27 protein-coding genes are annotated in these 26,850 nt (G+C 71.0%); 9 read left to right on the top strand and 18 right to left on the bottom strand.

What is annotated here, in order from left to right; translation table 11 throughout:
* From ABD652_RS02795 to ABD652_RS02815, 5 genes are all read right to left on the bottom strand, one after another.
* Nucleotides 1-1,481: choice-of-anchor G family protein (locus ABD652_RS02795; RefSeq protein ID WP_344717965.1), on the bottom strand; the 1,481-nt coding region annotated here is incomplete at its 3' end.
* A gap of 379 nt (nt 1,482-1,860) precedes the next feature.
* Entirely contained in the window at nt 1,861-3,147 is a 1,287-nt protein-coding gene (locus ABD652_RS02800; RefSeq protein WP_344717968.1) for an adenylosuccinate synthase, read from the bottom strand.
* A 189-nt stretch (nt 3,148-3,336) separates the two neighbouring features.
* Complete coding sequence (locus tag ABD652_RS02805; RefSeq protein ID WP_344717970.1) at nt 3,337-3,882, bottom strand: DUF421 domain-containing protein; 546 nt, start codon at nt 3,880-3,882, stop codon at nt 3,337-3,339.
* A gap of 62 nt (nt 3,883-3,944) precedes the next feature.
* The gene (locus ABD652_RS02810) at nt 3,945-4,496 is read right to left on the bottom strand and encodes a DUF421 domain-containing protein (protein ID WP_344717973.1); all 552 of its coding nucleotides are present in this window, start codon (nt 4,494-4,496) and stop codon (nt 3,945-3,947) included.
* 61 nt (nt 4,497-4,557) lie between these two features.
* On the bottom strand, nt 4,558-5,202 hold the full coding sequence (locus tag ABD652_RS02815; protein ID WP_344717975.1) for a thymidine kinase: 645 nt from the start codon (nt 5,200-5,202) through the stop codon (nt 4,558-4,560).
* A gap of 228 nt (nt 5,203-5,430) precedes the next feature.
* Between ABD652_RS02815 and ABD652_RS02820 the strand changes: the two genes are divergently transcribed.
* The 4 genes from ABD652_RS02820 to ABD652_RS02835 are packed head-to-tail and all read left to right on the top strand — an operon-like array spanning nt 5,431 to nt 9,119.
* Nucleotides 5,431-5,760, top strand: coding sequence for a DUF6507 family protein (locus ABD652_RS02820; RefSeq protein WP_344717977.1), 330 nt, complete (start codon nt 5,431-5,433; stop codon nt 5,758-5,760).
* Nucleotide 5,761: 1 nt separating this feature from the next.
* Nucleotides 5,762-7,195, top strand: coding sequence for a hypothetical protein (locus ABD652_RS02825; protein ID WP_344717979.1), 1,434 nt, complete (start codon nt 5,762-5,764; stop codon nt 7,193-7,195).
* 20 nt (nt 7,196-7,215) lie between these two features.
* The gene (locus ABD652_RS02830) at nt 7,216-7,701 is read left to right on the top strand and encodes a hypothetical protein (protein ID WP_344717981.1); all 486 of its coding nucleotides are present in this window, start codon (nt 7,216-7,218) and stop codon (nt 7,699-7,701) included.
* Entirely contained in the window at nt 7,698-9,119 is a 1,422-nt protein-coding gene (locus ABD652_RS02835; protein WP_344717983.1) for a hypothetical protein, read from the top strand. The genes ABD652_RS02830 and ABD652_RS02835 overlap by 4 nt, the downstream gene beginning before the upstream one ends.
* 126 nt (nt 9,120-9,245) lie before the next feature.
* Here ABD652_RS02835 and ABD652_RS02840 read toward each other — a convergent pair whose 3' ends face one another.
* The gene (locus ABD652_RS02840; protein WP_344717985.1) at nt 9,246-9,671 is read right to left on the bottom strand and encodes a DUF3151 domain-containing protein; all 426 of its coding nucleotides are present in this window, start codon (nt 9,669-9,671) and stop codon (nt 9,246-9,248) included.
* A 181-nt stretch (nt 9,672-9,852) separates the two neighbouring features.
* On the opposite strand from ABD652_RS02840, the gene ABD652_RS02845 reads away from it, so the two are divergent.
* Nucleotides 9,853-10,596 carry a spermidine synthase gene (locus tag ABD652_RS02845; protein ID WP_344717987.1) on the top strand — a complete coding sequence of 248 codons (744 nt, stop codon included), beginning with the start codon at nt 9,853-9,855 and terminating at the stop codon, nt 10,594-10,596.
* 98 nt (nt 10,597-10,694) lie between these two features.
* On the opposite strand, the gene ABD652_RS02850 is transcribed toward ABD652_RS02845, so the two are convergent.
* A complete protein-coding gene (locus ABD652_RS02850) occupies nt 10,695-11,378 on the bottom strand; it encodes a response regulator (RefSeq protein ID WP_344717989.1) in 684 nt (227 codons plus the stop codon).
* A complete protein-coding gene (locus ABD652_RS02855) occupies nt 11,375-12,655 on the bottom strand; it encodes a sensor histidine kinase (protein WP_344717991.1) in 1,281 nt (426 codons plus the stop codon). The genes ABD652_RS02850 and ABD652_RS02855 overlap by 4 nt, the downstream gene beginning before the upstream one ends.
* A gap of 179 nt (nt 12,656-12,834) precedes the next feature.
* On the opposite strand from ABD652_RS02855, the gene ABD652_RS02860 reads away from it, so the two are divergent.
* Entirely contained in the window at nt 12,835-13,944 is a 1,110-nt protein-coding gene (locus ABD652_RS02860) for an ABC transporter permease (RefSeq protein WP_344717993.1), read from the top strand.
* 49 nt (nt 13,945-13,993) lie between these two features.
* Complete coding sequence (locus ABD652_RS02865; protein ID WP_344717995.1) at nt 13,994-14,719, top strand: ABC transporter ATP-binding protein; 726 nt, start codon at nt 13,994-13,996, stop codon at nt 14,717-14,719.
* Here the strand turns inward: ABD652_RS02865 and phnE (ABD652_RS02870) are convergent.
* The 8 genes from phnE (ABD652_RS02870) to ABD652_RS02905 form a co-directional block, all read right to left on the bottom strand.
* Nucleotides 14,649-15,605 (bottom strand): phosphonate ABC transporter, permease protein PhnE, encoded by a 957-nt coding sequence (gene phnE / locus ABD652_RS02870; protein WP_344717997.1) that lies wholly within the window; start codon nt 15,603-15,605, stop codon nt 14,649-14,651. The genes ABD652_RS02865 and phnE (ABD652_RS02870) overlap by 71 nt on opposite strands.
* Complete coding sequence (gene phnE / locus ABD652_RS02875) at nt 15,602-16,675, bottom strand: phosphonate ABC transporter, permease protein PhnE (RefSeq protein ID WP_344717999.1); 1,074 nt, start codon at nt 16,673-16,675, stop codon at nt 15,602-15,604. Before phnE (ABD652_RS02875) ends, phnE (ABD652_RS02870) begins: the two co-directional genes overlap by 4 nt.
* The gene (gene phnC / locus ABD652_RS02880) at nt 16,672-17,457 is read right to left on the bottom strand and encodes a phosphonate ABC transporter ATP-binding protein (RefSeq protein WP_344718001.1); all 786 of its coding nucleotides are present in this window, start codon (nt 17,455-17,457) and stop codon (nt 16,672-16,674) included. Before phnC ends, phnE (ABD652_RS02875) begins: the two co-directional genes overlap by 4 nt.
* A gap of 126 nt (nt 17,458-17,583) precedes the next feature.
* Nucleotides 17,584-18,642, bottom strand: coding sequence for a phosphate/phosphite/phosphonate ABC transporter substrate-binding protein (locus ABD652_RS02885; RefSeq protein ID WP_344718003.1), 1,059 nt, complete (start codon nt 18,640-18,642; stop codon nt 17,584-17,586).
* Nucleotides 18,643-18,831: 189 nt separating this feature from the next.
* Nucleotides 18,832-19,620, bottom strand: coding sequence for an HAD family hydrolase (locus ABD652_RS02890; protein WP_344718005.1), 789 nt, complete (start codon nt 19,618-19,620; stop codon nt 18,832-18,834).
* A 155-nt stretch (nt 19,621-19,775) separates the two neighbouring features.
* Nucleotides 19,776-20,798 carry a class II fructose-bisphosphate aldolase gene (gene fbaA / locus ABD652_RS02895; protein ID WP_344718007.1) on the bottom strand — a complete coding sequence of 341 codons (1,023 nt, stop codon included), beginning with the start codon at nt 20,796-20,798 and terminating at the stop codon, nt 19,776-19,778.
* An 81-nt stretch (nt 20,799-20,879) separates the two neighbouring features.
* Nucleotides 20,880-21,206, bottom strand: a complete 327-nt coding sequence (locus tag ABD652_RS02900; RefSeq protein WP_344718009.1) for an AzlD domain-containing protein — start codon at nt 21,204-21,206, stop codon at nt 20,880-20,882.
* Nucleotides 21,199-22,041 (bottom strand): AzlC family ABC transporter permease, encoded by an 843-nt coding sequence (locus ABD652_RS02905; RefSeq protein WP_344718011.1) that lies wholly within the window; start codon nt 22,039-22,041, stop codon nt 21,199-21,201. The genes ABD652_RS02900 and ABD652_RS02905 overlap by 8 nt, the downstream gene beginning before the upstream one ends.
* Before the next feature lie 80 nt (nt 22,042-22,121).
* Between ABD652_RS02905 and ABD652_RS02910 the strand changes: the two genes are divergently transcribed.
* Nucleotides 22,122-22,568 (top strand): Lrp/AsnC family transcriptional regulator, encoded by a 447-nt coding sequence (locus ABD652_RS02910; RefSeq protein ID WP_344718013.1) that lies wholly within the window; start codon nt 22,122-22,124, stop codon nt 22,566-22,568.
* A gap of 33 nt (nt 22,569-22,601) precedes the next feature.
* Here ABD652_RS02910 and ABD652_RS02915 read toward each other — a convergent pair whose 3' ends face one another.
* Nucleotides 22,602-23,156: a dihydrofolate reductase family protein gene (locus ABD652_RS02915; RefSeq protein WP_344718015.1), complete on the bottom strand. Its 555-nt coding sequence runs from the start codon at nt 23,154-23,156 to the stop codon at nt 22,602-22,604.
* A 55-nt stretch (nt 23,157-23,211) separates the two neighbouring features.
* The gene (locus tag ABD652_RS02920; protein ID WP_344718017.1) at nt 23,212-24,486 is read right to left on the bottom strand and encodes an MFS transporter; all 1,275 of its coding nucleotides are present in this window, start codon (nt 24,484-24,486) and stop codon (nt 23,212-23,214) included.
* Between the two features lie 209 nt (nt 24,487-24,695).
* Here ABD652_RS02920 and ABD652_RS02925 point away from each other — a divergent pair, with 209 nt between their 5' ends.
* On the top strand, nt 24,696-26,822 hold the full coding sequence (locus tag ABD652_RS02925; protein WP_344718019.1) for a heavy metal translocating P-type ATPase: 2,127 nt from the start codon (nt 24,696-24,698) through the stop codon (nt 26,820-26,822).
* The last annotated feature ends 28 nt before the right edge of the window (nt 26,823-26,850 follow it).

The raw sequence follows: 26,850 nt of genomic DNA on the forward strand, positions 1-26,850 counted from the left end.
ACCGGCGCAACCTGCGTACCGCGCACCGTCGAGGAGGCCAGGTTGACCGTGGCCAGCGGGTCGCTGGGCAGCACCTGGACCTGCACGGCGCGCACGGTGGAGGATCCCTCGCCCAGGTCGCCGGTCCCCGGCTGGACGTTGACCAGCACGGTCACGACCTGGTTCACAATGTCCAGCACCGGGCCGACGACGTCCTCGGAGAGGTTGCCGGTGATGCCGTCGACTGTGCTCTCCAGGTCATCGGTCAGGAAGGTCAGCGAGTCGCCGAGCAGCCCGCCGACAGTGTTGAGCACCTGTGTGCCCAGCTGGTCGACACTGTCCAGCCCCAGAACCTCCAGGATGCCGCCGATGGCGCCATCGCTGTCCACAGTCACCAGGTCCGGGTTGGACCCCTCGAGGATCTCGCCGAGGGTGCCGTCGAGAGTGACCGTCGCACTGCCCAGGGCGGTGGCATCCAGCGTTGTCGTCACTGTCAGCCCCGTGCTGGAGATCGTGTCCCGCAGGTTCTGGACGACCTCGGTCACCGCGTCAGTGATGGCCTGGGTGATCCCGTCGGAGATGGCCGCGACGACCGGGCCGCTGAGCAGCTCGGAGTTCGCGGGCATCTGGTTCAGGTTCGGCAGGTCCGGGTTCGCCGCAAGGAGAGCCTCCAGGTCGACGGTCACCGCACCGGTCGTCAGATCCACGGTCACACCGCTGCTCTCGCCGACGACGCTGTCCGGCAGCGTCTCGGAGAGGTTGGGCGGCGTGAAATCGACACTCGTCTCCGCACTGACGATGCCCAGATTGAGGTTCGCGTTCAGCGTCTCGGAGATCGAACCGCTCAGCCCGTCGAGCGAGGTCTGCACGCCGTCGACAGTGGTCAGCAGGTTGTCATAGACCCCGCCGACTGCCGGGCTCTCGAAGTTCAGCGTCGCGCCGGCGACGTCGTAGCTCGACGCCGCTTCGCCGCCCTCGATCTGCTCGATGCTCGAGGACACGGCGCCGAGGTCGAGGCTCAGGTCGCTGACCAGTCCTTCCGCGCCGACTCCGGAGAGCAGCGGGTTGAGGGTGATCGACGCGTCGGACGGGAACTGCTGCGAGCCCCCGACAGAGATCGCCCCCTGGTCGCTGACGGCGCCCGAGGCGGCGCGCGCGTCGCCGTTGTCCTGCGCCTCGCCGTACTGATTGACGGCTCCGAGCTGGATCAGCCCGTTGTCGCCCAGCAGCTGCAGCGAGTTGCCGAGGTCCACGTTCAAAGCGTTGAGCACCTCGGCGCCCAGCGGGTTGGCGACGACCGGGTTCTCGCCGCTCGGATTCTCCGCATATGCGCCGGAGACTTCGGCGACGTCGTCGAGATCGATGCCGGCTGCCTCGCCGCCGAGGAACTTGCCGAGCCCCTCGGAGACGTCAGACGGCGCGGCTTGGGCCGGCGCGGCCCCGCCGATGGTCAGCCCGGTGGCCAGGATCGCCGTCGAAGCGAAGGCGATGCAGCGTTTCAACAAGCCGCCGTGCGGCGTGTCGGGCGCTGCCCCTGGCCCACGGGCGGTCTTCTGCTCCCTCATGGAAGCTCCCCTCCCTGTGTGAGCGCTTTCCCCTCGCACAGGCCCCCGGAAAGCAGCCCGGACTACACGTGCTCGGTCCGTCCCCTGCGGGCCATGCGCTCAGGCATTTCATAGTGAGACGTCGTGACTACTGTCACGCATCCACACCGCAACGTATCACGCCCCACAGGGCCGGAACGGGATTCTTACAGCTCATGTTCAGGCCTGTCGCACCCCGTCGAAACGACATGCGGCGCGCGGCCGGGCCTCAGCCCGCCGCGCGCCGCACGTCATGAAATGTCACCATCGCCCCAGGTCACTCCGGGACGGTGGGCGATCAGTCGATCAGGTCATGCACCGTGACGACTTCATCGCGCCCCGGGCCGACGCCGATTCCGGAGATCCGCGTGCCCGACATCCGCTCCAGGGCCAGCACATAGTTCCGCGCGTTCTCCGGCAGGTCATCCAGATTTCGCGCATCCGAAATGTCCTCGGTCCATCCCGGGAAGTGCTCGACGATCGGCTTCGCGTGGTGGAACTCGGTCTGGGTCATCGGCATCTCGTCGTGCCGGACGCCGTCGACGTCGTAGGCCACGCAGACCGGAATCTGCTCGATGCCGGTGAGCACGTCGAGCTTGGTCAGGAAGTAGTCGGTGAAGCCGTTGATGCGCGAGGCATGACGGGCCATCACGGCGTCGTACCAGCCGCAGCGGCGCGGGCGGCCCGTGTTCACGCCGAACTCGCCGCCGGTGTTCTGCAGGAACTCGCCCCACTCGTCGAAGAGCTCGGTGGGGAACGGCCCGGCGCCCACGCGAGTGGTGTAGGCCTTCACGATGCCGATCGACCGGTTGATCCGGGTCGGGCCGATGCCCGCGCCCACGGAGGCGCCGCCGGCGGTCGGATTCGAGGAGGTGACGAAGGGATAGGTGCCGTGGTCGACGTCGAGGTAGGTCGCCTGGCCGCCCTCCATCAGGACGACGTCGCCGCGGTCCAGCGCGTCGTTGAGCAGCAGCGTGGAGTCGACCACCATCGGCCGCAGCCGCTCGGCGAAGGAGAGGAAGTACTCGGCGATCTCGTCGACGGCGACCGCGCGGCGGTTGTAGAGCTTCACCAGCAGCTCGTTCTTCTGCCGCAGCGCGCCCTCGATCTTCTGCCGCAGGATCGACTCGTCGAAGATGTCCTGCACCCGGATGCCGAGCCGGCCGACCTTGTCCATGTAGGCCGGGCCGATGCCGCGGCCGGTGGTGCCGATGGCACGCTTGCCCAGGAAGCGCTCGGTGACCTTGTCCATCGTCTGGTGGTACGGGGCGACCAGATGCGCGTTGGCCGAGATCCGCAGCCGCGAAGTGTCCGCGCCGCGGGCCTCGAGGCCGTCGATCTCATGGAAGAGCGCGTCGAGGCTGACCACCACGCCGTTGCCGATGACCGGCGTCGCGTTGGGCGAGAGGATGCCGGCGGGCAGCAGCTTCAGCTCGAACTTCTCGCCGCCGACGACGACGGTGTGGCCGGCGTTGTTGCCCCCGTTGGGCTTGACCACGTAGTCCACGCGCGAGCCGAGCAGATCGGTCGCCTTGCCCTTCCCCTCGTCGCCCCACTGGGCACCGACGATCACAATGGCTGGCATGTCGCTCCTTCAGGTGCGCCGCGCAGAGCGCGCGGGCAGTCGTCGTCGGCGCCGCCACGGCACCGGCGACGCCCGGGAGAGTCTACCAACCGGGCATGACGACGGCGGCGCCGACGTCGCGCCGGCGCCGTCCCGGCGTCGCTCGGGGCCGGGCCGGGACCACCCGGGAACCACGTCGGGACCGTGCGGTCACCCGCTGTTGCGGTGCAGGTCCTTCTTGCCCACGTACGGCATGAAGGTGGTCTCGTCGCCGGCCGCACCGGTGGCCACGACGCCGAGCGAGCCGTCCTGCTGCAGGATCACCGCCGCGACGTCGGCCAGGTCGCCGCGGCCGGAACGCCGCGCGGCGGTGTAGATGTCGTCGTCGACCACCTGATGGCTGCGCATCGCCCCGCGCTGGAACTGCCCGCGGTAGTAGAGCAGCACCGGCGGGGCGTCCAGCAGGCGCCGGGCGCGGGACGAGCGCCGCCGCACCCAGGCGAAGAGCCACTGCATCAGCACCAGCAGCACCAGGGCGAAGACCACCTGCGACAGCGGCACCTCCGAGGCGGTGATGCTGCGCCCGAACGCCGAGCCCATGGTGACCGCGACGACGATGTCGACCGGCGTCATGGACGTCATCGTCCGCGGACCGGAGACGCGCAGGATGAGCACCAGCGTCACATAGCCCGCGATCAGGATGACCGCAGTATGGGTGATCGGATACCAGCCTTGCCAGAAGAATGAAAGGTCCATTCTTCGAGGCTACGCCGCGCGCGGCACGGCCCGCTGAGAGCCGGGCGCCGCGGCCGAGGCGTTCAGTCCAGTCGCTGCACGAAGGGGTTGATGCTCGAGGCGTCGTCGAGCCGCTCCTCGTGAATGACGCCCAGCGCGCCGTCCTGCTGCAGGATCACCGCGCTGATCCCGGCCAACGATCCGCCGCCGGCCTTGCGCGCGGCGGTGTGGATGTCGTCCTCGACCAGCTGGTGCCGGCGCATGGCCCGGGGCTGGAATTCGCCCTGGTAGTACACCAGCACCGGCGGCGCGTCGACGATGCGGCGCAGCCACGGGGACCGTCGACGGACCCAGGCCAGCAGCCACTGGATCAGGATCAGCATCGCCAGGGCGAGGACCGCCTGCACGACCGGGACGTTCGCGCTGATCACCGCGCCGCCGAACGTCGAACCGATGGTGACGGCGATGACGAAGTCCAGCGGGGTCATCTGCGCCATAGTGCGCGGCCCGGAGATGCGGATCATCACGGTCAGGGCGAAGTAGCCCACCAGAACCATGACGACAGTGTGGACAGCGGGGTCCCAGCCGTTCCAGAACTCGCTGGGAACCTTTTCGAAGAGTCGTGTCGGTGTCATCGGATGAATCTCGCACGAACGTCGGCCGCTGTCCACGGGCGTCGTCGACGCCGACCGAAGCTCAGCTCAGGCGCCCGCCCGAGACGTGGAGGTAGCAGTCGGCGCAGAGCGACTCGTAGCGGACGTCCTCGCCGTCGATGGCCACCTGGTCGCCGTCGAAGACCACCCGCTCGCCCACCAGCCGCGCGTTGAAGACCGCCTTGCGCCCGCAGCGGCAGATCGTCTTCAGCTCCTCCAGCGCGTGGGCGATGTCCATCAGCCGGGCCGATCCGGGGAAGGAGCGGGTGCGGAAGTCGGTGCGGATGCCGTAGGCCATCACGGGGACGTCGTCGACCACGGCGATGCGCAGCAGGTCGTCGACCTGCTCCTCGGTGAGGAACTGCGCCTCGTCGATGAGCAGGCAGGCCACCGGCGGGACCTCCCGGGCGAGCCGGACGGCGTCCTCGGCGTCGAAGAGCGACCCCTCGGCGTCGGCGTGGGCATGGCGGGCGAAGAGTCCGCGCAGTCCGGCCTCGTGCGGGATGAGGAAGTCCACACCGCGGGCGACTCCGAGGCGGGAGATGATCTCGTCGGCACCCTTGGTGTCCAGATGGGGCTTGGCGAGCAGCACCCGCTGGCCGCGCTCCTCATAGTTGAACGCGGCCTGGAGCAGACCCGTGGACTTGCCGGAGTTCATCGCTCCGTAGCGGAAGTAGAGCTTGGCCACTGGCGTCTGATCCCCTCTGTTCACCGCCGGAGCGGGTGCGATGTCCCCGTCGGGGCCCTGCACGGCGCCGACGACCGGACCCAGTGTAGAGAATCGAATCGAATCGGCCTGTCGAGGAGAGGGCGGGCGTTCTCCACAAGTCGGCGCTCGGCGGAGGCGGAGCGGGTCGCGGATCAGTAGACTCCCCGCTCGGAACGACGCACCGGACGACGCGCCGAGGAGGACCAGGTGGCGAGGTGGGACATCCAGCCCGAGAGCAGCCGCTCGGCAGTCGCCGACGCCCGCACGCAGCTGGAGGGCATCTCTCAGGTGACGCCTGATCTGGAGTCGGCGATCACCGGCGCGGGGGCGGCCACGAAGTCCGGCGCGATCGCGGCCGCCCTGGCCGACCTGCACGAGCTGCGCCTGAAGCCGCTGGTCGCGGAGACGCAGTCCAGCGGCGAGTCCGTCTGCGACGACGTCGACGGCCTCATCGACACCATCCTCTCCGGGGACGAGCAGATGCGGCAGGAGGCGGTCTCCGCGCTGGGCACCGCCGACGAGGCGACGGGGTTCTGAGATGCTGGCTCCGCTGACCTCGCGCACCGAGACCCTGCCGGGGGTCACCTTCGAGGCCCTGCCCGACGACCTTCCCGGCGAGGGCGCCGTCTCCGCCGAGGCCCAGGGGCTCACCGATCACGCCGCCGGCGTGCGCGCCGCCTACGACGACGCCGCCTCCTCCTGGTCCGGGCTCTCCGACGGGCGGCTCGACGTCCCCGACGGCGAAGTGGTCCGGACGGCGCTGCAGGACACGGTCCTGCCCCATGTGGAGGACCTTGAAGAGGTCACCGGCGCGGTCCGCGGCGCGCTGGACACCTTCGACGCCGACATCGCCGAGCTGGCGCCGGTCATCCGGCAGGCGATCACGGACGGGGAGACGCTGAACAGCACTCCGCTGGCCGACCGGGACGAGAACTTCCACCGGCTGGCGCAGCTGCAGCAGGAGCACGTCCTCGCGCTCGGCGCGCGGTACGACGAGATCGTGCAGGCCTGCGTGGACGCGATCAACGGTGCGGGCGGGCACCGCAAACCGAGCGCGGCGGTGGGCATGCTGGGGGCTGGGGTCTCTGCCGGTGAAATCGGCCGTGAATTCGCCAAGAACTTCACCGGCGCGCAGGTAACTCGGCCGTACCACAAGAATGGACAGCTCGCTGTCGGGTTCGACAGCGACAAGTTCTCTGACGAAAGCATACACAAGCATCGGGGACCGAAGCTTCCGGAGTTCGTATACCGCAAGGCCGGAGTCCCCCAGGACTATCTCGACAAGTTCTCGGACGCCGCATCCGGCGACGGCACACGAGTCAGCAACACTGACACGCAGCGCATGCTGAAGTCAGTTGACGGCACCAACACACCGCTCGGGAAGCTCGTAGGGGCAGTGCCGAGCCTGAAGAACTCCAAACTCAGCTACGACGGCGATCGTCTCGGCCTCCACGCTCCACTCACAGACGGTAATGGGATGCCGACGCCGGATCCGGGGAAGAGTCCGACGACAGCGGCTAAGGCTGCCTCGACACTCGAGAAGGTGGGGAACAGTCCCTGGTCCAAGACTCTGGGAGGATTCGGCACAGTCTTGTCCGGCGTGGGGAACTACAGGGAGGAGTACAACGAGAGCCGCACCGAACGTCCACAGGCGACAGAAGCCGAACACCGTGCTGAAGCTCGAGTCGACGCTGGCGTGAAAACGGCCGCGGAAACTGCCGGCGCCACAGCTGGTGCCATGGTTGGTCGCGTCGCCGGAGCAGCTGTGGGCCAGACGCTCATCCCGGTCCCAGGAGTAGGAGCAGCCGTGGGCGGATTCGTCGGCGGGGTGGCCGGAAGCGCCGTAGGTGAATACCTGGGTGGAACCTTGGCCGATGAAATCGATGCCGGCCTGGAGAATGCCCACGAAACTCTGAACGACGTCACCGAGGGTGTCGAAGAGACCCTCGATACCCTCAATCCGTTCACCTGACTTCAGAAGCTGTTGAACTTATGACAACCACCTTAGAACTCATCATCGTCATCGGCCTTGCACTCATTCCGCCTCTCCCCCTGTGGATCATCACCTGGTCTGCCTGGACAGGGCGATATCGCCGCTGGGCTATCGGCATGGGAACTGACATCTGCTCCTTCCAAGGCAGGAACTTCCTGCCATTCCCATTGGGCGTCTTCGGCGCGGCTTGGGCGGTGACAGTTCTCTACGGCTACTTCGACATGATCCTCCCTGGCGACCAATCAATACGTCTTGTCCTGACCGTGGTCTGGGCCGGGACTCTTGCGACTTTCTTGTGGTGGCCTCCGTTCATCACCCCCGCCTGGTACAAGGAATGGCTCAAGAGATCCGGCGGGAAGAGCTTGGATCCCAAGCACCTCTGGCCACTCGCTGAATGGCACGAGATCGAGAAGCACGAAAGAGCGAAACGCCAGGCCAAGGCACGGAAGCGCATCCAGAAGAGACAGGAGAACGCCGGCCGATGACCCACGAGGCCACCTCCCCCGCCGTCGAACACACCGGCTGGCGGGGCATCCTGAGCTTCCGTCCCGCCCCAGGCTGGGTGGCCGAGCACGTCCGCGAGGAGCTGGAGCTCTTCGCCACCCTTCCCGGGGAATCGATGTTCACCCCGAGCGTCGTCGTCACGGTGAACCCCTTCACGGGCAGCATCCGCGAGTTCTCGCAGCGCGCCCAGGACGGGCTGACCGGCACGCTGGACGACCTGCGGATGATCGACGTCGGCGGCTGGGAGCCCGACCCGCAGCCGGTCGATCCCGATCAGCCGCAGGGCGAGGTCGAGGACGCCTCCAGCCTCCGGCACCGGCGCCTCGAATATGTGCATCGGGCGCCGAACGGGCGGCTGGTCTCCGGCGTCGACTACCTGCTCCTCCGCGACGGCTGGGCCATCCAGGTCAGCACCACCTGCAGCATCCAGGAGCGCGTGACGCTCAGCGACGCCTTCCACCACATGGTCGACAGCGTCACGACGCTGCGCCCCGCCGACACCAGCGCACCCTCCGACGATGCGACCTCGGCGGGCGACCCGCCGCTCGACGCGGCGGCGAGCGCGGCCCTCGGCGCCGACGTCGAGGCCCTGGACCCCTGGGCCGCGCAGCGGCCGCTGCCCCGCGACGGCGCCTTCGTCCATGTCAGCACCATCGACGCTTTCGCGCACCTGGATCCCGGCGGCCCCTTCAACCTGACTCGACGCATCTTCCGGCCGAAGGCGCTCACCGACGAGGTCCTCGCCGACTGCGAGCGCCTCGGCCTGCTCAGCGAGGGACGCCCCACCGACGTCGGCGCCTTCTTCCACCGCGCGACCACCGGCAGCCAGCTCAGCGTCCGCGTCACAGCTTTCCGCGGATACCAGCAGGAGCACTGGCTGCAGGCGGCGGTCCACGACGACCGAGCCCTGGTGATCGCGCAGCCCGGCTGGTCCGAGCACCACGGCCTCACGCCCTGGAACGCCCCGGATCAGGACCACCGCTGGGTGGAGATCGTGCCGCTGGTCGAGCTGAGCACCCGCATCCTCGAGTGGACCGGGACCGCACCCTCCTGGAACCTGCTCACCCGCCCGCCGATGCTGCCGAGCGCCGACGTCGCCCGCCGCACCTCCGGCGACCCGGCGCCGACCTCCGACGAGGCGAACCCCGCCATGGAGCGGCTCTGCGCCGAGCCCTGGTGGCACTGGCAGCTGCAGGTCGAGGCCGACGGCGTCAGCGCGCCGGTGCTGCCGATCCTCAGCGCCGGCCGGGCCGGGCCGCATGTCATCGCCGGTCTCGGCGAGGATGAGGCCGCCCCGGAGTACCAGGTGATCCACCGGACGCAGGGCTTCGTCGTGCTCTGGCAGATCGAGGACCGGCTGCAGGCCGTGCGGGAGCATCGTGACCTGATCCTGGGCTGAGCCCGCGCTCGTGGCCGCCGGCCGCACGAGCTCCCCTGGCACGCAGACGGGCCGGGACCCTCGCGGGGTCCCGGCCCGTCAGCACGCGCCGTCGCGCGGCGCCTCGGCCGATCGACGACCGGCGGCTCAGCTCCGCAGGCGGGAGATCTCCTCGGCGGCGCTGGAGTCGCAGGCGTCGAGGAAGGACTCGATCCGGTGGACCTCCTCGGTCTCGCCGATCGCCGCGGCGGCCTGGCCGAGGGCGGCCAGCGCCCGCAGGAATCCGCGGTTGGGCTCATGCGACCACGGGACCGGGCCCGAGCCGCGCCAGCCGGAGCCGCGCAGCGCGTCGAGTCCGCGGTGGTAGCCCACGCGGGCATAGGCGTAGCCCTCCACACGGTGGCCCTGCGACAGCGCGTCCTCGGCCAGCAGCGCCCAGACCAGCGACGACTCGGGGTGGGCGGCGGCCAGATCCTCCGGTTCCTGGCCAGCGGCCAGCGACTCGGTGACCTCGTGCTCGGCCGGCAGCAGCGTGGGCTCCGGCTCCATCAGGTTCTGTCCGACGATGCTCATCCCGCCATCCTACCGGCGAGCCCTCCCTCTGCATCGAGTGGGCGATGTGTGCAGGTCTCGGCGCGGAATCGACCGCAGAACCTGCACACATCGCCCACTCGATGAGCGGTCGGGGCGGTCGGGGCGGTCCGGGGCGGTCGACGCCGGCGCGTAGGATGAACCCCGTCCGCCCACGCCCCCGATGGAGGAGGACCTCCGAGTGAGCCTGCGATTCCAGGAGCTCGCCTGGCACGAGACGCCGATGGGCGAGCTCAGCCTGCGGCGTCGCCTCGAGCCGTCCCTGAAGGTCGACGTCCACGAGGTGAAGCTCGGCGACGAGTACCTGATGTCGAGCCTGTTCACCGTCGCGGAGGTCGAGCTCGCCCGGCTGGGCCTCGCCGCGCACGACGGCGAGTCGCACGACGGCGACGGGCTCGACGTCGTCGTCGGCGGCCTCGGCCTGGGCTACACCGCCCGCACCTCCCTCGAGGACTCCCGCGTGCGGCGGCTGACCGTCGTGGAAACCTTCGCCGAGGTGATCGAGTGGCACGAGCGCGAGCTGCTGCCCGACGTCGCCGGGCTGGCCGCCGATCCGCGGACGTCTCTGGTGCAGGGCGACTTCTTCGCCATGGTCCGCGACGAGACCGGCTTCGGCGACGATGCCCCGGAGCGCGGCGTCGACGCGATCCTGCTGGACATCGACCACTCCCCGCAGCATGTGCTGGACCCCAGCCACGCGAGCTTCTACAGCGCCGCCGGCCTGGCCCGGCTGAAGCGCCTGCTCGCCCCCGGCGGCGTCTTCGCGCTGTGGTCGGACGATCCGCCCGAGGAGAGCTTCCTGGGCGTGCTGGAGCAGACCTTCGAGTCGGTGCACGCTCAGGTGGTCACCTTCGACAACCCGCTGACCGGCGGGGAGTCGTCGAACACCGTCTACCTCGCACGGTGAACGGCCCGCCGTCCAGGACCTGAGCAGGACGGACGGGACGACCCGCGTCCAGGTGACCTGCCCCTCCCCTGCCGGACGACGCCGTCCGGGCCGCGGCCCTATGCGCTCCGGATGATCCCGCGCGCTCTCGCCTCGGCCACCGCCGCCGTCCTGTTCTCCGCGCCGAGCTTCCGGTACATGTGCACCAGATGCGTCTTGACCGTCGCGACGCTGATGAACAGCCGGCGGGCGATCTCCTTGTTGGACATCCCTGCGGCGAGCAGCTCGATCAGTTCCACTTCCCGGGTGCTCAACGAGGTCGCCCCGGTCCGCATCCTTCCCATGAGCCGCGCCGCGACCTCCGGCGCCACCGCAGTGCGGCCGGCGGCGGCGTCGCGGATCGCCCGATGGATGTCCGTGGGCGCGGCGTCCTTGAGCATGTACCCGCTGGCGCCCGCGTCCACCGCCGCCAGGATGTCGGCTTCAGTGTCATAGGTGGTCAGGATCAGCACCGGCAGGTCCGGGTGCCGCTCACGCAGGCGCCGCGTCGCCTCGACGCCGTCCATCCCCGCCCCCAGCTGCAGATCCATCAGGACCAGATCCGCCGGCTCCCCGTGGGCCGCGGACCGCGCGACGCGCTCGATCGCGTCCTGGCCGTCGCCCGCCTCGTCGACGACCCGGATGCCCGCGTCCTCGGCGAGCATCGCCCGCAGTCCGGCCCGGACCACGGGGTGGTCATCCACCAGCACGATGCGCAGCCGCTGCTCCGCCGACGCCGCGTCGGGCCCTGCCGCCCCGGTCACGAGACCCTCTCCGCCGGGACCGGAGCCGACGGGAGGCGCGCCGTCACCGTCGTCCCCTCGCCGGGGGCCGATTCCACGGCGAAAGTCCCGCCCTGGGCGACGACCCGCTCCCGCAGAGATCGCATCCCGTATCCGGTGCCGTCGTTCCGCGCCGCGCCGTCGGCCGCGGCCCGGTCGGCGTCGAAGCCGATGCCGTCGTCGACGACGTCCACCAGCAGCTCGTCCTCCACGAAGGTGAGCGTGACGACGGCTTCGACGGCCTGCGCATGGGCGAGCACATTGGCCAGGCTGGCCTGCACGACACGCAGCACCACGAGCGCCTGCCCGCCGGAGACCGGCCGCGGCTCCCCCTCCACATGCAGTCTGCACCCCAGCTCGGCGCCGCTCGCCGCGGCCTGCGCCTCGATCTGGCGGCACGTGCCGCGCAGCTCGTCGAGCATCGCCGGCTCCCGCTGCTGCCCGGTCTGCAGCGCGGCGACGAACCGTCGAGCCTCCTGCAGGTTCTCTCCGGCGGTCCGGCGCACCGTGCCCACCTGGTCCCGGGCGTCCCCGACGGCCCCGGCCTCCAGGCTGGACGACGCGGCGCGGCTCACCAGCACGATGCTGGAGAGCCCCTGGGCGAGGGTGTCGTGGATCTCGCGCGCCAGACGCTCCCGCTCGGCGAGCGCCCCGGCGGTCCGCTGCGAGTCGGCCAGCTGCTCGCGCGTGCGTCGCAGGTCCTCCAGCGTCTCGCGCAGTGCGCGGTTCTCCCGGTGCAGGACCCGGTACGCCTGAGCCATCAGCACGGCGAACACCGCCCCCGTCGCCGGGCCCACCACAGTGGCCGCATGCGCTCCGCCGGGCTGATGCCAGAGGACGACCGCCACGGAGGCGGTGAGCACCGCGATCACGGGCACCCCGATCGCGGGCCGGAGCAGATGGAGATGGAGGAAGAAGAGCGGGAACGCCAGCCACGCGAAGTCCGAGGCCAGACACAGCAGCACCGCCCAGAGGAGGGTCACCGTCGCCAGCCAGATCAGCGCGAGTCCTCTGCCCGGCGGACGAACGGCTCCCTCGGCGGCACGCTTCTCCACCAGGGTCCCGCCCAGATAGACGACGGCGAAGACCGCCGCGACCGCCATCACCCCGACGCGGCGCACCAGGTCGGCCTCGCCGTCGACGACGCGTCCGACCCCCACCAGGAGCATGGCCGCGACGCTGACGTGCAGTCCCAGCCGCAGCGCACGCAAGATCACGTCGCCGGACTCGGCACGGCGCTCCTCCCCGGACGTCATCATGCTCTCAGGGTAGTCGTCCGCCCGCGGTCCCGGATCCATCGAATGGTTGACTCCGCTCTCCACCGTGCGGCGGCGCAGAGCACCTCCGAGGGCCGATGTGCCGCCGTCGAACCCGCGGGACGGTGGACAGGTACCGGTCGCCGAGGGCGACCGACCCACTCTCGAGGATGTGATGACCGATGTACCTGGCCCTGCGTGAGATCCGCTTCGCCCGTGGGCGCTTCGCCCTGATGGGTTCCGTGGTCGCGCTGATCACCCTGCTGCTGGTGATGCTCTCCGGGCTCACCTCCGGACTGGCGCGACAGAACACCTCTGCGCTGGAGGAGCTGCCGGCCGATCTGATCGTCTTCGGCGCAGTGCAGGACGATCCCTCCTATGCGGAGTCAGCGGTGACCGCCGAGCAGCAGGAGGTGTGGAGCGGGACCGACGGCGTGGACCGGGCCGACGCGCTGGGCATCTCCCAGGCGCAGATCGAGACCGGCGACGCAGCGGCCGACGGCGCCGCGTCCGTGGCCGTCTTCGGCGTCGGCCCCGACAGCTCCGCCGCCCCCGCGGACGCCCCGTCGGGCGCCCCGTCGGGCGCCCCGGACGACGAGGAGATCGTCCTCTCCGCCGACGTCGCCGAGCAGCTCGATGCCGACGCAGGCGCCACCGTCGCCGTCGGCGCCGAACAGCTGACCGTCGCCGCCGTCGTGCCCGACCAGTGGTACAGCCACACACCGGTGGTGTGGACCAGTCTCGGGAGCTGGCAGGACATCGCCGCCCGCGGCGACCCCGACAGCTTCGCCACGGTGCTCGCCGTCTCGGGAGGCTCCGGCACGGAGATCGAGGCAGAGTCCGCGGACTCCGCGGCCGACACGGAGAGCATATCCCCGGCGGAGAGCTACTCCGCGCTCCCGTCCTACTCCTCGGAGAACGGCTCGCTGACCATGATGCAGGGGATGCTGTACCTGATCTCCGGGCTGGTGATCGCGGCCTTCCTCACCGTGTGGACCGTCCAGCGCACCCGCGACATCGCCGTGCTCAAGGCGCTCGGCGCCTCCACCCGCTACGTCCTCCGCGACGCCCTCGCCCAGGCGCTGCTGGTTCTGCTCGCCGGTGCCGCCCTGGGAGGCACAGCCGGACTCGTCGGTGGTCTCCTCGCCCGAGAGGCGGCGCCGTTCACCCTCTCCGCGCTCACCACCGTCGCCCCGGCGGGCGGCGTCGTGCTCGTCGGCCTGGCCGCCGCGGCCCTGGCGGTCCGGCGCGTCGCCCGAGTCGACCCCATGCTCGCCCTCGGCGGCGGCTGAGACCGCCCCTCCGAGCCTTTCCCGCCTCCCCGCCCCGACAGGAGCTTCCATGACCACCCTGCAGACCGCGACCGTCGAACCCGCCCTGGCCCTCGAGAACCTCACGCTGCGCTATCCCGACGGCGCCGACGGGGTGCTCCTCGCGCTGGACGCGGTGGACTTGGCGGTGCCCCCGGGACAGATGCTCTCCCTGGTGGGGCCGTCCGGGTCGGGCAAGTCCAGCCTGCTGGCCGTCGCCGGCACATTGATGCGCCCGAGCGCCGGCACAGTGCGCATCTCCGGCGTCGAGACCCAGACGCTGGACGGCCGACGCCTCGACCGCCTCCGCCGCGAGGAGATCGGGATGATCTTCCAGCAGCCGAATCTGCTGCCCGCCCTCACCGCACGGGAGCAGCTGGTGATCGCCGAGGACCTGCGCGGCGGGTCCCGACGAGCCGCCGGGCGTCGCGCCGACGAGCTCCTCGACGAGGTCGGACTGGCCGGCTCCGGACAGAGGCGCCCCCACCAGCTCTCGGGCGGGCAGCGTCAGCGGGTGAACATCGCGCGGGCGCTGATGGGCTCGCCGTCGGTCCTGCTGGTCGACGAGCCCACTGCCGCCCTCGACCACGAGCGCTCCGCGGACATCGTGGGACTGCTCGGCCGGCTGACCCGCGAGCATCGCGTCGCCACCGTCATGGTCACCCATGAGACCGAGTTCGTGCCCTTCACCGACGCGGTGGCGACCATGCGCGACGGGCGGCTCTCCCCGCCCGCGGGGACGACGCCCCGTGGATGACCCGGTGGCGGATGAACGACGAGACCTGGTCGACGGCGATGGTCACCACCACGATCACCACCAGGGCGATGCCGATCCGATCCCAGGCGCGGACGTCGAAGACAGTGCTCAGCAGCGAGCCGATGCCGCCGGCGCCGAGCGTGCCGAGGATCGCCGAGGCGCGGATGTTGACCTCGAAACGATAGAGCCAGATGGCGACGATGTCGGGCATCACCTGCGGCAGCACCGCCCAGCGGATCATCTGCGCCTGGTTCGCCCCGGCCGCCCGCGCCGACTCCAGCGGGCCCTCGTCGACGGACTCCACCGCCTCGGAGATCAGCTTCGACAGCGTGCCGATCGCTCCCAGTCCGAGCGCGAAGGCCCCGGCCAGCGCTCCGCCGCGCGAGCCCACGCCGAAGAGCGGGATCATGATCGCGATGGCCAGCACGATCTCCGGGATCGCGCGCAGGAAGGCCAGCGCGAAGCGCATCGGGAGGTAGACCGGCAGCGGGCTCAGCGTCCGGGCCGCCAGGAACCCGCAGGGCAGCGAGAACAGCGCGCCGAAGAGCGTGCCGACCCAGGCGATGGCCACCGACTCGATCATCGCGTCGAAGGAGCCGGCCCACCAGCTGCGGACCTCGGCGTCGGGGATCTGGAAGACGCCCCCGGCCATCAGCCGGCCGTACTCGGCGATGTGGCCCGGCATCTCCAGCAGCGCCCCCAGATCCATGCCGGTCGCGGCGAAGGCGGCGATGAAGACGATGCCGACGGCGACCAGCCCCAGGTGGTACCCCAGTCGGGAGGGCTTCACCGGCCGGCGGTCCAGCGCGTCGGGGGTCCAGCGCGGGGCGGGTCCGGCGGCGCCGTCCGGCGCGTCGACGGCGTCGCGGGTGTTCCGTCCGGTCACAGCAGCCTCCTCCGGATCCACAGCGACAGCAGGTCCACCAGCAGCACCACCGCCACCAGCGCATACATCAGCGCGGCGACGTTCTCCCAGGCGAAGCGGTTCATCTGCAGGTTCAGCTCCGAGCCGATGCCGCCGACGCCGACGATGCCGATCGCGGCCGAGGCGCGGATGTTGAGCTCGAAGACGTAGAGGCCGTAGGAGACGAAGCCCGGCAGGATCTGCGGCAGCACCGCGAGCCGGTTGCGCTGCCAGAGTCGGGCGCCCGCGGCGTCGACGGCCTCCACCGGACCGGGGGCGATGCCGTCGGTGGTCTCGCCGACCAGCTTGGCGACGATGCCGATGTTGAACATCAGCAGCGCCAGCACGCCGGCCAGCGGGCCCAGCCCGTAGGCGGTGCCGCCGATCATCGCGACGAAGAGCAGCGCCCAGCCGACGTCGGGGATGGAGCGGACCACCGAGTTGAGCGCCTTGACCGCCTGGCTGACCACGTTGTTCGGGCTGGAGACCGGCGAGGCCAGCAATGCCAGCAGCAGCCCGATCGCGCAGCCGAACCCGGTGGCGACGATCGCCATGCACAGCGTGGTCAGCCAGTCCGGCCACACGCTGACCACATAGGCCCAGTTCGGGTCCACGAAGGCCGCCAGCTGCCCCTCCAGGTTGCTCCAGCGCTCCCAGATGGAGCTGAGCGTGAAATCGATCGTCGCCCCGGCCCAGTAGGTGACGATCATGAAGCCCAGCGCGCCGGTCGCCGCCGTGGCGCCGGCACGGATCCTCCAGCAGAGGGCGAGCACCGCCAGCATCGCCGCCAGCCCCAGCAGCGGGTTCAACGGGGCCCAGAGCCTCAGCGAGCCCAGCGGCAGGTACAGCACTGTGCCCGACTCGCGGGTCAGACAGAAGACGGCGAAGGCGACGACGGCGACGCCGAGCAGCCCCAGATACGTCGGCACCGGACGCCGCGGCGGGCTGGGCCGCGCCGTCGTCGGCCGCTCCGTCGACGTCTGCTCCGTCGCCCGCTGGGAAGTCCGCGCCGCCTGCGGCCTCGCGCCGGACGTCCAGGCGGGCGCGTTCACGACCCGCCCTCCTCGGCGCGCTCGGCGACGACGTCCTCGGCGGTCAGCGAGCGCTGGTAGACCTCCTCGATCGCCGCGTCGGTGGCCTCGGCCACCGGGGCGTCGAAGACGACCTCGCCGCCGCGCATGCCGATCACCCGGTCGGCATAGGCCCGGGCGACGTCGAGATGGTGCATGTTCACGATGCAGGTGATGTCCAGCTCCTGCTGGATGCGGCGCATGTCCCGCATCACCTGGTGCGCCGTCGGCGGGTCGAGGGCGGCCACCGGCTCGTCGGCGAGGATCACCTCCGGGTCCTGGGCGAGCACGCGGGCGATCGCCACGCGCTGCTGCTGACCGCCGGAGAGCGAGGCGGCGCGCTGGTAGGCCTTCTCCACGATCCCCACCCGCTCCAGCGACTGGAAGGCGATCTCCCGGTCCTCGGGCCGGTACCACCCCAGCAGCGAGCGCCAGGTGGGGGTGTAGGCCGAGCGGCCGGCGAGCACGTTGTTCAGCACGCTGATCCGGTCGACCAGGTTGAAGGACTGGAAGATCATGCCCACCTGCGAGCGCAGCGCGCGCAGCTTGGCCTTGTTCCGCGGATCCACCCTCCGGCCGCCGACGGTCAGCGTGCCGACGGTGTGCGGCACCAGGCCGTTGATCGTGCGGATCAGCGTGGACTTGCCCGCCCCGGACAGTCCGACGACGGCGACGAACTCGCCGCGGTCGATGGTCAGGCTGACGTCGCTCAGCCCCTTGAAGCCGTCGGGGAAGACGACGTCGACGTGTTCGAAGGTGATCATGGGAGGTCTCCGTGCAGAGCCGGGGCGCCGGGCGCCCTCCCGAGGGGAGGGGCCCGGAGCCCCGAGCGACTCAGGTGTGGGTCAGCGTACCGGTGGCGCCCGGCCGGGCACTCCGCTCGGCCGACGTCACTCGGCCTGGTCGCCGAACTCCTCGTAGACGGTGCGCGCGCCGTCCAGGGCCTCCTGGTCGGCCTCGACGAGGCCCTCGATCTCGTAGACGTCGTAGAGCGGGTCGCCCTCCTCGAGGTCGCCGTCGCCGGCGATGCTCAGGAAGGCGTCGGTGATGGTCTGCTGCTCCTCCTCGGTCAGCTCCGCCGAGGCGACGATGCCGTCGTTGGGGATCGGGCCGGCCCAGGCGAAGGTCACGACCTCCTGGCCGACGTCGGGGTTCTCCTCGGCGAGGTTCTCGCGGGCGTCGTCGAAGGAGGTGCCGATGGCGATGTCGCCGCTGTAGACGTTCTGCACCGACTGGTCGTGGCCGCCGGCGAACTGGCCGTCGACCTCGATGCCGAGCTCGTTGAGCTGGGTCTGCGGGTAGTAGTAGCCGGAGGCCGAGCCCTCGTCGACGAAGGAGACGGTGGTGCCGTCCTCGATCTGCTCCAGGGCCTCCTCGCCCATCGGCTGGTAGTCGACCTTCTCCCCGTCCTCGACGATGCCGTTGCAGAACAGGAACGGCTCGACGCCCTCCTCCTCCTGCTCGACCTCCACCGGCTCGTCCTGGCAGTAGGTGTCCGGGTCGTCGGTGAACCACTGGGTCACGTAGGACTCCGAGCCGTAGCGCACCGACTGCAGGATCGAGGTGCCGTCGGCCTCCTGCTCGGCCTGGATCATGCCGACCGGCCCGGACATCACCAGGTGGACGTCGCCGGTCTGCATGCCCTGGATGACGCCGAGGTAGTCGTCGAAGACCTCCACGGTGACGTCGAAGCCGTCGAGCTCCTCGGAGACCTGGTCGGCGATGGCTTCCTGGTTCTCCACCACGGTGGCGTTCTCCTGGGAGGGCACCAGGCCGATGACGAGCTCGTCGACGGACTCGATGGCCGCGGCCTCGGCGGCGCCCTCGGACCCGTCGTCGCCGTCGCCGGAGACGTCGGACTCCTCGGCGGCGCAGCCGGTCAGGGCCAGAGTGAGCACGCCCGCCAGGGCGAACGCGGATCGCGCGGTGGTCTTGGTCGTGGTCTGCATGGCAGGGATCCTCTTCATCACGGGGCGAGTGTGAACACCGGAGGCGGGCGCCGGGCGCCCCTCGACGCTGCGGTCCCGTGGTCTCCTCCGCCGGCGCCGACGGCGGCGTCGGGCCTTCACGACTCTAGAGAGGCCTGTTCTGGGGCGACAAGAGCTGGCGGCGCTGTTCCGCCGCTCGTCATGCAGCGTTCATACGTCGGCGTCAGGAGCGGCCGCCCAGTCCCGGAGGATCGGGGCGGCCGCGGCGAGGTCCGGCACGCGATGGTCGGGGGATCCGATGCCGGCGGCGAAGCGGTCGATGAGCACTGTGGTCCCGCCCCGGGCGGCGACGGGCGCGAGGTCGTTCTCCCAGATGTCGCCGATCGAGAGGACCTGCGTCTCGGCGATGTGCTCGACGCCGGCGCCGCGCCGAGCCTCCTCCAGGGCCGCCTCGAGGGCCGCGGGCAGGCCGGCGGGCTTGCCGGCGTCGTTGACGACGGCGTCGAAGGCTCCGGTCAGGCCGAGGGCCTCCAGCCAGGGGGCGAAGGCCGTCGCCGGGGAGTTGGTGACCAGCACGACGGCGGCGGCCGGCCGGATCTCGGCGAGCAGGGCGGCCAGCCCGGCGGGGGCGTGGACGTCGGAGCGCTGGAGCCCGACGGCCAGCAGCGCCTCGCGGCCGGCGCGGAAGGCGACGCCGGTCTCCTCCGCCGAGAGCCCGCGGGCGCGGCCGAGCCGCTGGACGAGCTGATAGCCGTCCTGCGCCGGCGTCCCCTCCGGCGGCGCGGGGACCTGCAGATCTCCGGCGGCCAGCGCCCCGGCGACGACGGCGCGCACGCCGCCGTCGTCGTGCGCCGTCCTGCCGCGCTCGGCCAGCAGCGCGTCGACCTGGGCGGCATAGTGCAGCACCGGATCGTCGCCGAGGCAGACGGTGCCGTCGAAGTCGAGCAGCAGCAGCTTCTGCCGGGGCGTCGCGGGGCTCCCCGCCGGCGTCGTCGTCATGGACGCCACTCTATGCGCCGCGCCACGACCCGCTCCTGACACATCGAGTGGCGGCTCCCTGCAGCATCTCCCCGACGACACGCCGTGTCGCGGGGCCGGATGGTGCAGGGAGCCGCCACTCGATGGAAGAAGGGGGCGGGGCGACCCTCAGCTGGTCACTTGACCGACTTGCCCGCCGACCCCAGCCGCTGCGAGGCCTCGACGACGCGGGCCGCCATGGACTCCTCGGCCTTGGCGCCCCAGACGCGCGGGTCGTAGGTCTTCTTGTTGCCGACGTCGCCGTCGACCTTCAGCACGCCGTCGTAGTTGGAGAACATGTGGCCGGCCACCGGACGCGTGAAGGCGTACTGGGTGTCGGTGTCGATGTTCATCTTGATGACGCCGTAGGAGACCGCGTCGTCGATCTCCTGCTCGGTGGAGCCGGAGCCGCCGTGGAAGACCAGGTCGAACGGGGCGTCCGTGCCGTACTTCTGCGCCGTGCGGTCCTGGATGTCCTTCAGGATCTCCGGGCGCAGCTTCACGTTGCCCGGCTTGTAGACGCCGTGCACGTTGCCGAAGGTCAGCGCGGTGATGTACCGGCCCTTCTCCCCCAGGCCCAGGGCCTCGATCGTGGCGACGGCGTCCTCATAGGTGGTGTAGAGCTTCTCGTTGATGGCGTTCTCGACGCCGTCCTCCTCGCCGCCGACGGCGCCGATCTCGACCTCGAGGATCTGCTTGGCCGCCGCCGAGCGGGGCAGCAGGTCGGCGGCGATGCGGAGGTTCTCCTCCAGCGTCTCGGCCGAACCGTCCCACATGTGCGAGTTGAAGATCGGGTCGCGGCCGGCCTTCACCTCCGCCTCGGAGGCCTCCAGCAGCGGCAGCACGAAGCCGTCGAGCTTGTCCTTCGGGCAGTGGTCGGTGTGCAGGGCGATGTTGACGCCGTAGTTCTTCGCGACCTGCTTGGCGAAGGCGGCGAAGCCCAGCGAACCGGCGACCATGTCCTTGATCGAGGCGCCCGACCAGTAGGCGGAGCCGCCGGTGGAGACCTGGATGATGCCGTCGGACTCGGCCTCGGCGAAGCCGCGGATGGCGGCGTTCAGCGTCTGCGAGCTGGTCACGTTGACCGCCGGGTAGGCATAGCCGCCGGCCTTGGCGGCGTCGATCATCTCTTCGTACTTGTCCGGGGTTGCGATGGCCACGCTGAACTCCTTCGAGTCGGGGGTCGTGAGCGGTCTCGCCCCCATCCTATCCGTGGATGGCATCACACAGGTCGAGGCGCCTCAGAAGACGTGGACCAGCCCGACGAAGGTCAGCGTCCCGGCGCCGACGCTGAGCAGCGTGCTGCGGCCGGAGCCCAGATGCGCCGCGACGGTGACGGCGACGGCGACGCCGGCGTGCGGCAGGTGCCCGAGCGACGCCCCGGCGGCGTCGCGCAGCGTCGTCGCGGCGAGGACGACCATCAGCCCGGCCGGCATCCAGGCGGCCAGCGAGCGCAGGAAGGCCGATTCGCGCAGCGGCATCACCAGCGCGAAGGGCAGCGCGCGCAGCCCGAAGGTGATGGCGAAGACGACGCCGACCACGGCGACGACGTATCCGGTCTCAGGCATCGCGGGCCTCCTCCTCCCCGGCGCTCCGCCGGCGGGCGACGAGATGACGGACCGCCAGGGCGGCGAGGAAGGCCAGCATCCCGACCAGCAGGGCATGCTCGGGAACGGCGACCAGCGCGCCGGCGATGCACAGCCCGCCCAGCACCGCCTGCGGGACGTCGCGGCCGGAGCGGCAGCTGTCCAGCGCCAGCGTGATGAACAGGGCGCAGAGCGCGAACTCGAGCCCCTCGATCGGCCCGGGCAGCAGATGCGCCAGCGCGACGCCGGCCAGTCCGCCGCCGATCCAGTACGTGTGGAAGGCCAGCTGCAGCGGCAGCAGGCTCCAGCCGGTCCATCCGCGCGGCGAGGCCGCGGTGACCGCATAGGCCTCGTCGACCAGGGCATGCATCGCATACAGCCGTCCGAGCCGCGAGCGCACCGCGCTCAGCGGGAAGCTGATCGCGTAGAAGACGTGGCGGAAGTTCACCAGCAGAGTGGTCAGCGCGACAGTCGCCAGCGGAGCCGCGGCGAGGATCATGCCCACCAGCAGCAGCTCCAGCGAACCGGTGAAGACCACGCCGGAGAGCACCGGCGCCAGCCACCACGGCAGGCCGGACTGCACCACGACCATGCCGAAGGCGATGCCGATGGGCACCAGACCCATGCCCGCGGCCAGCGAGGCGCGCAGACCCGCGGCGATCTGACGACGTCGAGCACCCGCCGTCGTCGACGGCGCCGACGGCTCCGAAGCAACCTCAGCCGCGCCGACCTCCGCCGCGCCGACCTCGGCCGGGATGCCCTCCGCGCCGACCGTCGCCACCGGCTCGGCGCGCTCCATGACCTGCTGTTCCTGCATGCTTCGATCATTCCAGGAAACCCGCAGAATGTGCTTTCAGATCTTCTCCGCACTCCCCCTGACCGTGCAATACTTGCCTCATGGACTCGCTGGATCGCGCAATCATCGATGAGCTGGAGAAGGACGGGCGCATCTCCAACGTGGAGCTGGCCGAGCGCATCGGCCTCACGCCGGGGCCGTGCCTGCGCCGCGTGCAGCGGCTGGAGGCCGACGGCGTCATCCTCGGCTACCGGGCGCAGATCAGCCCGACGGCGCTGCAGCGCAGCTTCGAGGTGCTGCTCGACGTCGACCTGGACGGCTTCCGCCGCCCGCTGGCGCGGCAGTTCGAGGAGACCATGGGGACCTACGAGGAGGTCCTGGAGCTGCATCGGCTCTTCGGCTCGCCGGACTATCACGTGCGCGTGGCCGTGCAGGATCTCGCCGCCTACGAGCAGTTCCTCATGGAGAAGGTCATGGCGATCCCCGGCATCGCCAACGTCAGCTCGCGCTTCCCGATGAAGATCCTGAAATCGCTGCGCCCGGAGTGAAGCCGGGGTGAGGCCGGAGTGCGGCCTCGCCGGTCAGCGGACCGGACGGTGCTTCAGGCAGACGATCCCGCTGGAGAAGGACAGGCTCTCGGTCAGCGTCAGCGAGGGCACCTCCACGCCCTCGGGGAAGAGGCGGCGACCGCGCCCCTGGACGACGGGCACAACGAACTGCCGGTACTCGTCCACCAGATCGGCCTCGATGAGCGCATGGCAGAGCGTGATGCTGCCGGTGACCACGATGTCCTGTCCGGCCTGCGCCTTCAGCGCACGGGCGGCGTCCACGGGATCGCCGGAGATGATCGTGGAATGCCGCCAGGCCGGGTCGGTCAGCGTCGAGGACACCACATGCTTGCTCACGCGATCGAGCTGCTCGGCGACGCCGGTCTGATCCTCGCCCAGCTGGTCCGGCCAGTACCCGCGGAACGCCTCGAACGTCCGGCGCCCCAGGAGCAGGGCGTCGCAGGTCTCGTCCTGTCGGCGCAGCTCCGCCAGCACCTCGGCGTCCTGGCCCTGCGGATCGAACCAGTCGCCGAGCATCTCCACGGCGCCGTCGAGCGTGATGTTCTGCGTGATGACGAGGTCACGCATGGTCGCCTCCTCCAGCGTGTCTTCCGAGGAGGCTACGCCGCGGGGCGCCCCGGGATCACCCTTCGGCGCCCGCGGAGCTCGCCCGGGCGACCATGGCACGGTTGACCAGCCCGGCGACGGTGATCAGCGAGGCCGCCGCCAGCGGGGCCAGCAGCGCCGCCTGGGTGCCGGCGGTCTCGGCGATGTGCCCGTTGATCGCCGAGGCCGCGGACTGGCCGACGACGATGCCCGTGGTCGCCATGGTCATCACCGTCGCTCCCCGGCCGCGCGGACTGCGGTCGGAGGCGATCGAGTAGACCACGACCAGCGTCGGGCCCAGCCCGATGCCCAGGACCAGCAGCACCACCAGCAGCAGCGGCATCGCCTCGACGACCAGCAGCGCGGCGGTGCCGACGACCATGATCAGCGGGAAGACGATCCAGCGGGCGTGCAGCGTGAAGCCGGCCGGGAAGAGCGCCGACCCCAGGGCGAAGGCCGCCGAGCCGATGCCCATCACGCCGTAGACCAGACCGGCCGACTCGGCGTGGCCGGCGTCGGACATCGCCGAGGTCAGGGCGGTGAGCAGCGAGCCGAAGAACAGCCCGATGCCGAGCACGCCGACCAGCACCACCACCAGGCCCGGCCGCAGCAGCTCGCGCGCCGGGGCGGCGACGACGCCGGCGCTCCGGTTCGACGGGACCTCGTGGACGCTGGAGTGCAGCGCGAAGGCGGTGACGAAGATCAGCGTGAGCACCGCCGCGCCGATCACCGGGGCGGCGGGGCTCATCGTCGCGGCGAGCAGGCCCACGATCATCGGCCCGAAGACGAAGGTCAGCTCGTCGACGGCGGACTCGTAGGCCATCGTGCTGGTGGTCACCGCCGTGCGCCGCTCGGGGACGATGCGCCGGGCGATGATGCCGACCAGCCGGCTGCGCGACATCGGCGGGACCTGCGGCGTCGTCGCGCCGATGACGAAGGCGGCGGCCAGCACTGCCGCGTCGGGCAGCGGCGAGTACACCACCCAGGACATGGTCAGCAGCGCCAGCGAGCTGGCCAGTCCGGCGAGCATCACGACCAGCCGCTGGCCGAAGCGGTCGGCGGCCGAGCCGATGAGCGGCCCGAAGATCGCCGTGCCGACGCCGACCATGGCCGAGGTCAGCCCGCCGATCCCCAGTGAGCCGCGGCCGGCGACCACCAGGGTCAGCACGCCCACGACCATCATGGCGTAGGGGAAGCGGGCCACCAGGGCGATCGGGAAGAAGGACGCCCCGACGGCGGGGAGAAGGGTGGTGTGGCGAGCGTCCGAGGCGTCGTGGGCCTCGGCGGGACGCTCGGAGTCGGTGATGGTCATCGTCGCGCGCACCTCCTGCAGCGGACTCGTGGAGCACAGTGCCGCCTTAGCGCGCTCGTCGTCGAGCGTCACCAGGTAGATACACAATCTGATGGGCAATGGTGGTCCGGATCGCGGCGACGCCGTCCAGGCCAGCATTTCAGTCTAACGGCAGCTCTCTGGACGGACAACCCTGGACAGATACCCCATGGGGGTATACATTCAGAGGCATGAGTACGGAATCCAGGCACCACGGCGGCCACGATCAGCACCTCCGCAGCCCCGCGCACGGCGAGGAGGACGCCGAGGAGGAGCACACCGGGCACAGCTCCCCTGACGGACACGGCGACCACGCGGGACATGGCGGCCACTCCGGCCACTCCGGGCACGGCGACCATGCCGCCCAGTTCCGCCGCCTCTTCCTGATCATGCTCGCCGTCGCGATCCCGACGGCGGCACTGGATCCGGCCTTCGCCGAGCTGCTGGGCTACGCGGTGCCGGAGACCCCGTGGCTCCGCGGCATCGCGCCGGTGCTCGGCACGGTGATGTACGTCTGGGGCGGGCGCCCCTTCCTGACCGGGGGCCTCTCCGAGCTGCGTTCGCGCAGCCCCGGCATGATGCTGCTCATCGCTCTGGCGCTGACCGTCGCGCTGCTCTCCTCCTGGGGCGCGACGCTGGGACTCGTCGACGCCGGGCTGACTTTCTGGTGGGAGCTGGCCCTGCTGGTGGTCATCATGCTGCTGGGCCATTGGATGGAGATGCGTTCGATCGCCCGGACCAGCTCGGCGCTGGACTCGCTGGCCGCGCTGATGCCCGACGAGGCCGAGCGCGTCGACGGCGAGTCCGTCACCGCCGTCTCCCCCGAGGAGCTGGTCGCCGGCGACGTCGTCGTCGTGCGCCCGGGGGCCTCGGTGCCGGCCGACGGCCGGATCGTCTCCGGCACGGCAAGCATGGACGAGTCGATGATCACCGGCGAGTCGCAGACGGTGACCCGCGGCGCGGGCGAGCAGGTCGTCGCCGGCACCGTGGCCACCGACTCCGGACTGCGCGTGGAGATCACCGCCGTGGGCGAGGAGACCGCGCTGGCCGGCATCCGTCGGCTCGTCGAGGACGCTCAGAACTCCAGTTCGCGGGCCCAGCGGCTGGCCGACGTCGCCGCGGCCTGGCTGTTCTGGTTCGCCCTGGCCGCCGCCGCGGCCACTGCCGCCGCCTGGCTGCTCGCCGGCAGCCCCGACGACGCGGTGGTCCGCACCATCACAGTGCTGGTCATCGCCTGCCCGCATGCCCTCGGCCTGGCGGTGCCGCTGGTGGTCTCCATCGCCTCCGAGCGCGCCGCCCGGGCCGGCGTGCTGATCAGCGATCGCGTCGCCATGGAGACGATGCGCGCCGTCGACACCGTCCTCTTCGACAAGACCGGCACGCTGACCCGCGGCGAGCCGGAGCTCGTCGACGTCGCCGCCGCGGCCGGGCGGGAGCCGCAGCAGGTGCTGGCCCTGGCCGCGGCCGCCGAGTCCGACTCCGAGCACCCGCTGGCCGCGGCGATCCGCACCGCCGCCGGTCGGCGCGAGCTCGAGGTGCCCGCGGCCGAGAACTTCTCCTCCTCCCCCGCCGTCGGCGTGGAGGCGACTGTCGACGGCGCCCGGGTGCAGGTCGGCGGCCCGCGGCTGCTCGAGGAGCACGGCCTGGGCGAGCTGGACGCCGTCGACCCCTGGCGCGCCGAGGGCGCGATCATCCTGCACGTGGTCGTCGACGGCGCCGCCGCCGGAGCGCTGCGGCTCGACGACGCCGTCCGCGACGCATCCCGGCAGACGATCGAGGCGCTGCACGCCCGCGGCGTCGAGGTCGCGATGATCACCGGCGATGCCGAGGCCGTGGCGCAGACAGTGGCCGAGCAGCTGGGCATCGATCGGGTGATCGCCGGGGTCCGGCCGGAGGACAAGTCCGCCGAGGTGGCCCGCCTGCAGCAGGAGGGCCGGCGCGTCGCGATGGTCGGCGACGGCGTCAACGACGCTCCGGCCCTGGCCCAGGCCGACGTCGGCCTCGCCATCGGCGCCGGCACCGACGTCGCCGTCGGCTCGGCCGGCATCATCCTGGCCTCCTCCGATCCGCGCGGAGTGCTCGCCGCGCTGCGCCTCTCCGACGCCGCCCGGACCAAGATGCGGCAGAACCTGTGGTGGGCGGCCGGCTACAACCTGATCGCGGTGCCGCTGGCCGCCGGAGTGCTCGCCCCGGTGGGCTTCGTGCTGCCGATGAGCGTCGGGGCGGTGCTGATGTCGCTGTCGACGGTGCTGGTCGCGGCCAACGCGCAGCTGCTGCGGCGGCTGGACCTGCGACCGGAGGCGATGGACAGCGCCTGAGCCGCCAGAGTCGGCCCGACTCCCCTCC

The sequence above is a fragment of the Nesterenkonia halobia genome, assembly GCF_039536005.1.
In the GTDB taxonomy this organism is placed as follows: Bacteria; Actinomycetota; Actinomycetes; order Actinomycetales; family Micrococcaceae; genus Nesterenkonia; species Nesterenkonia halobia.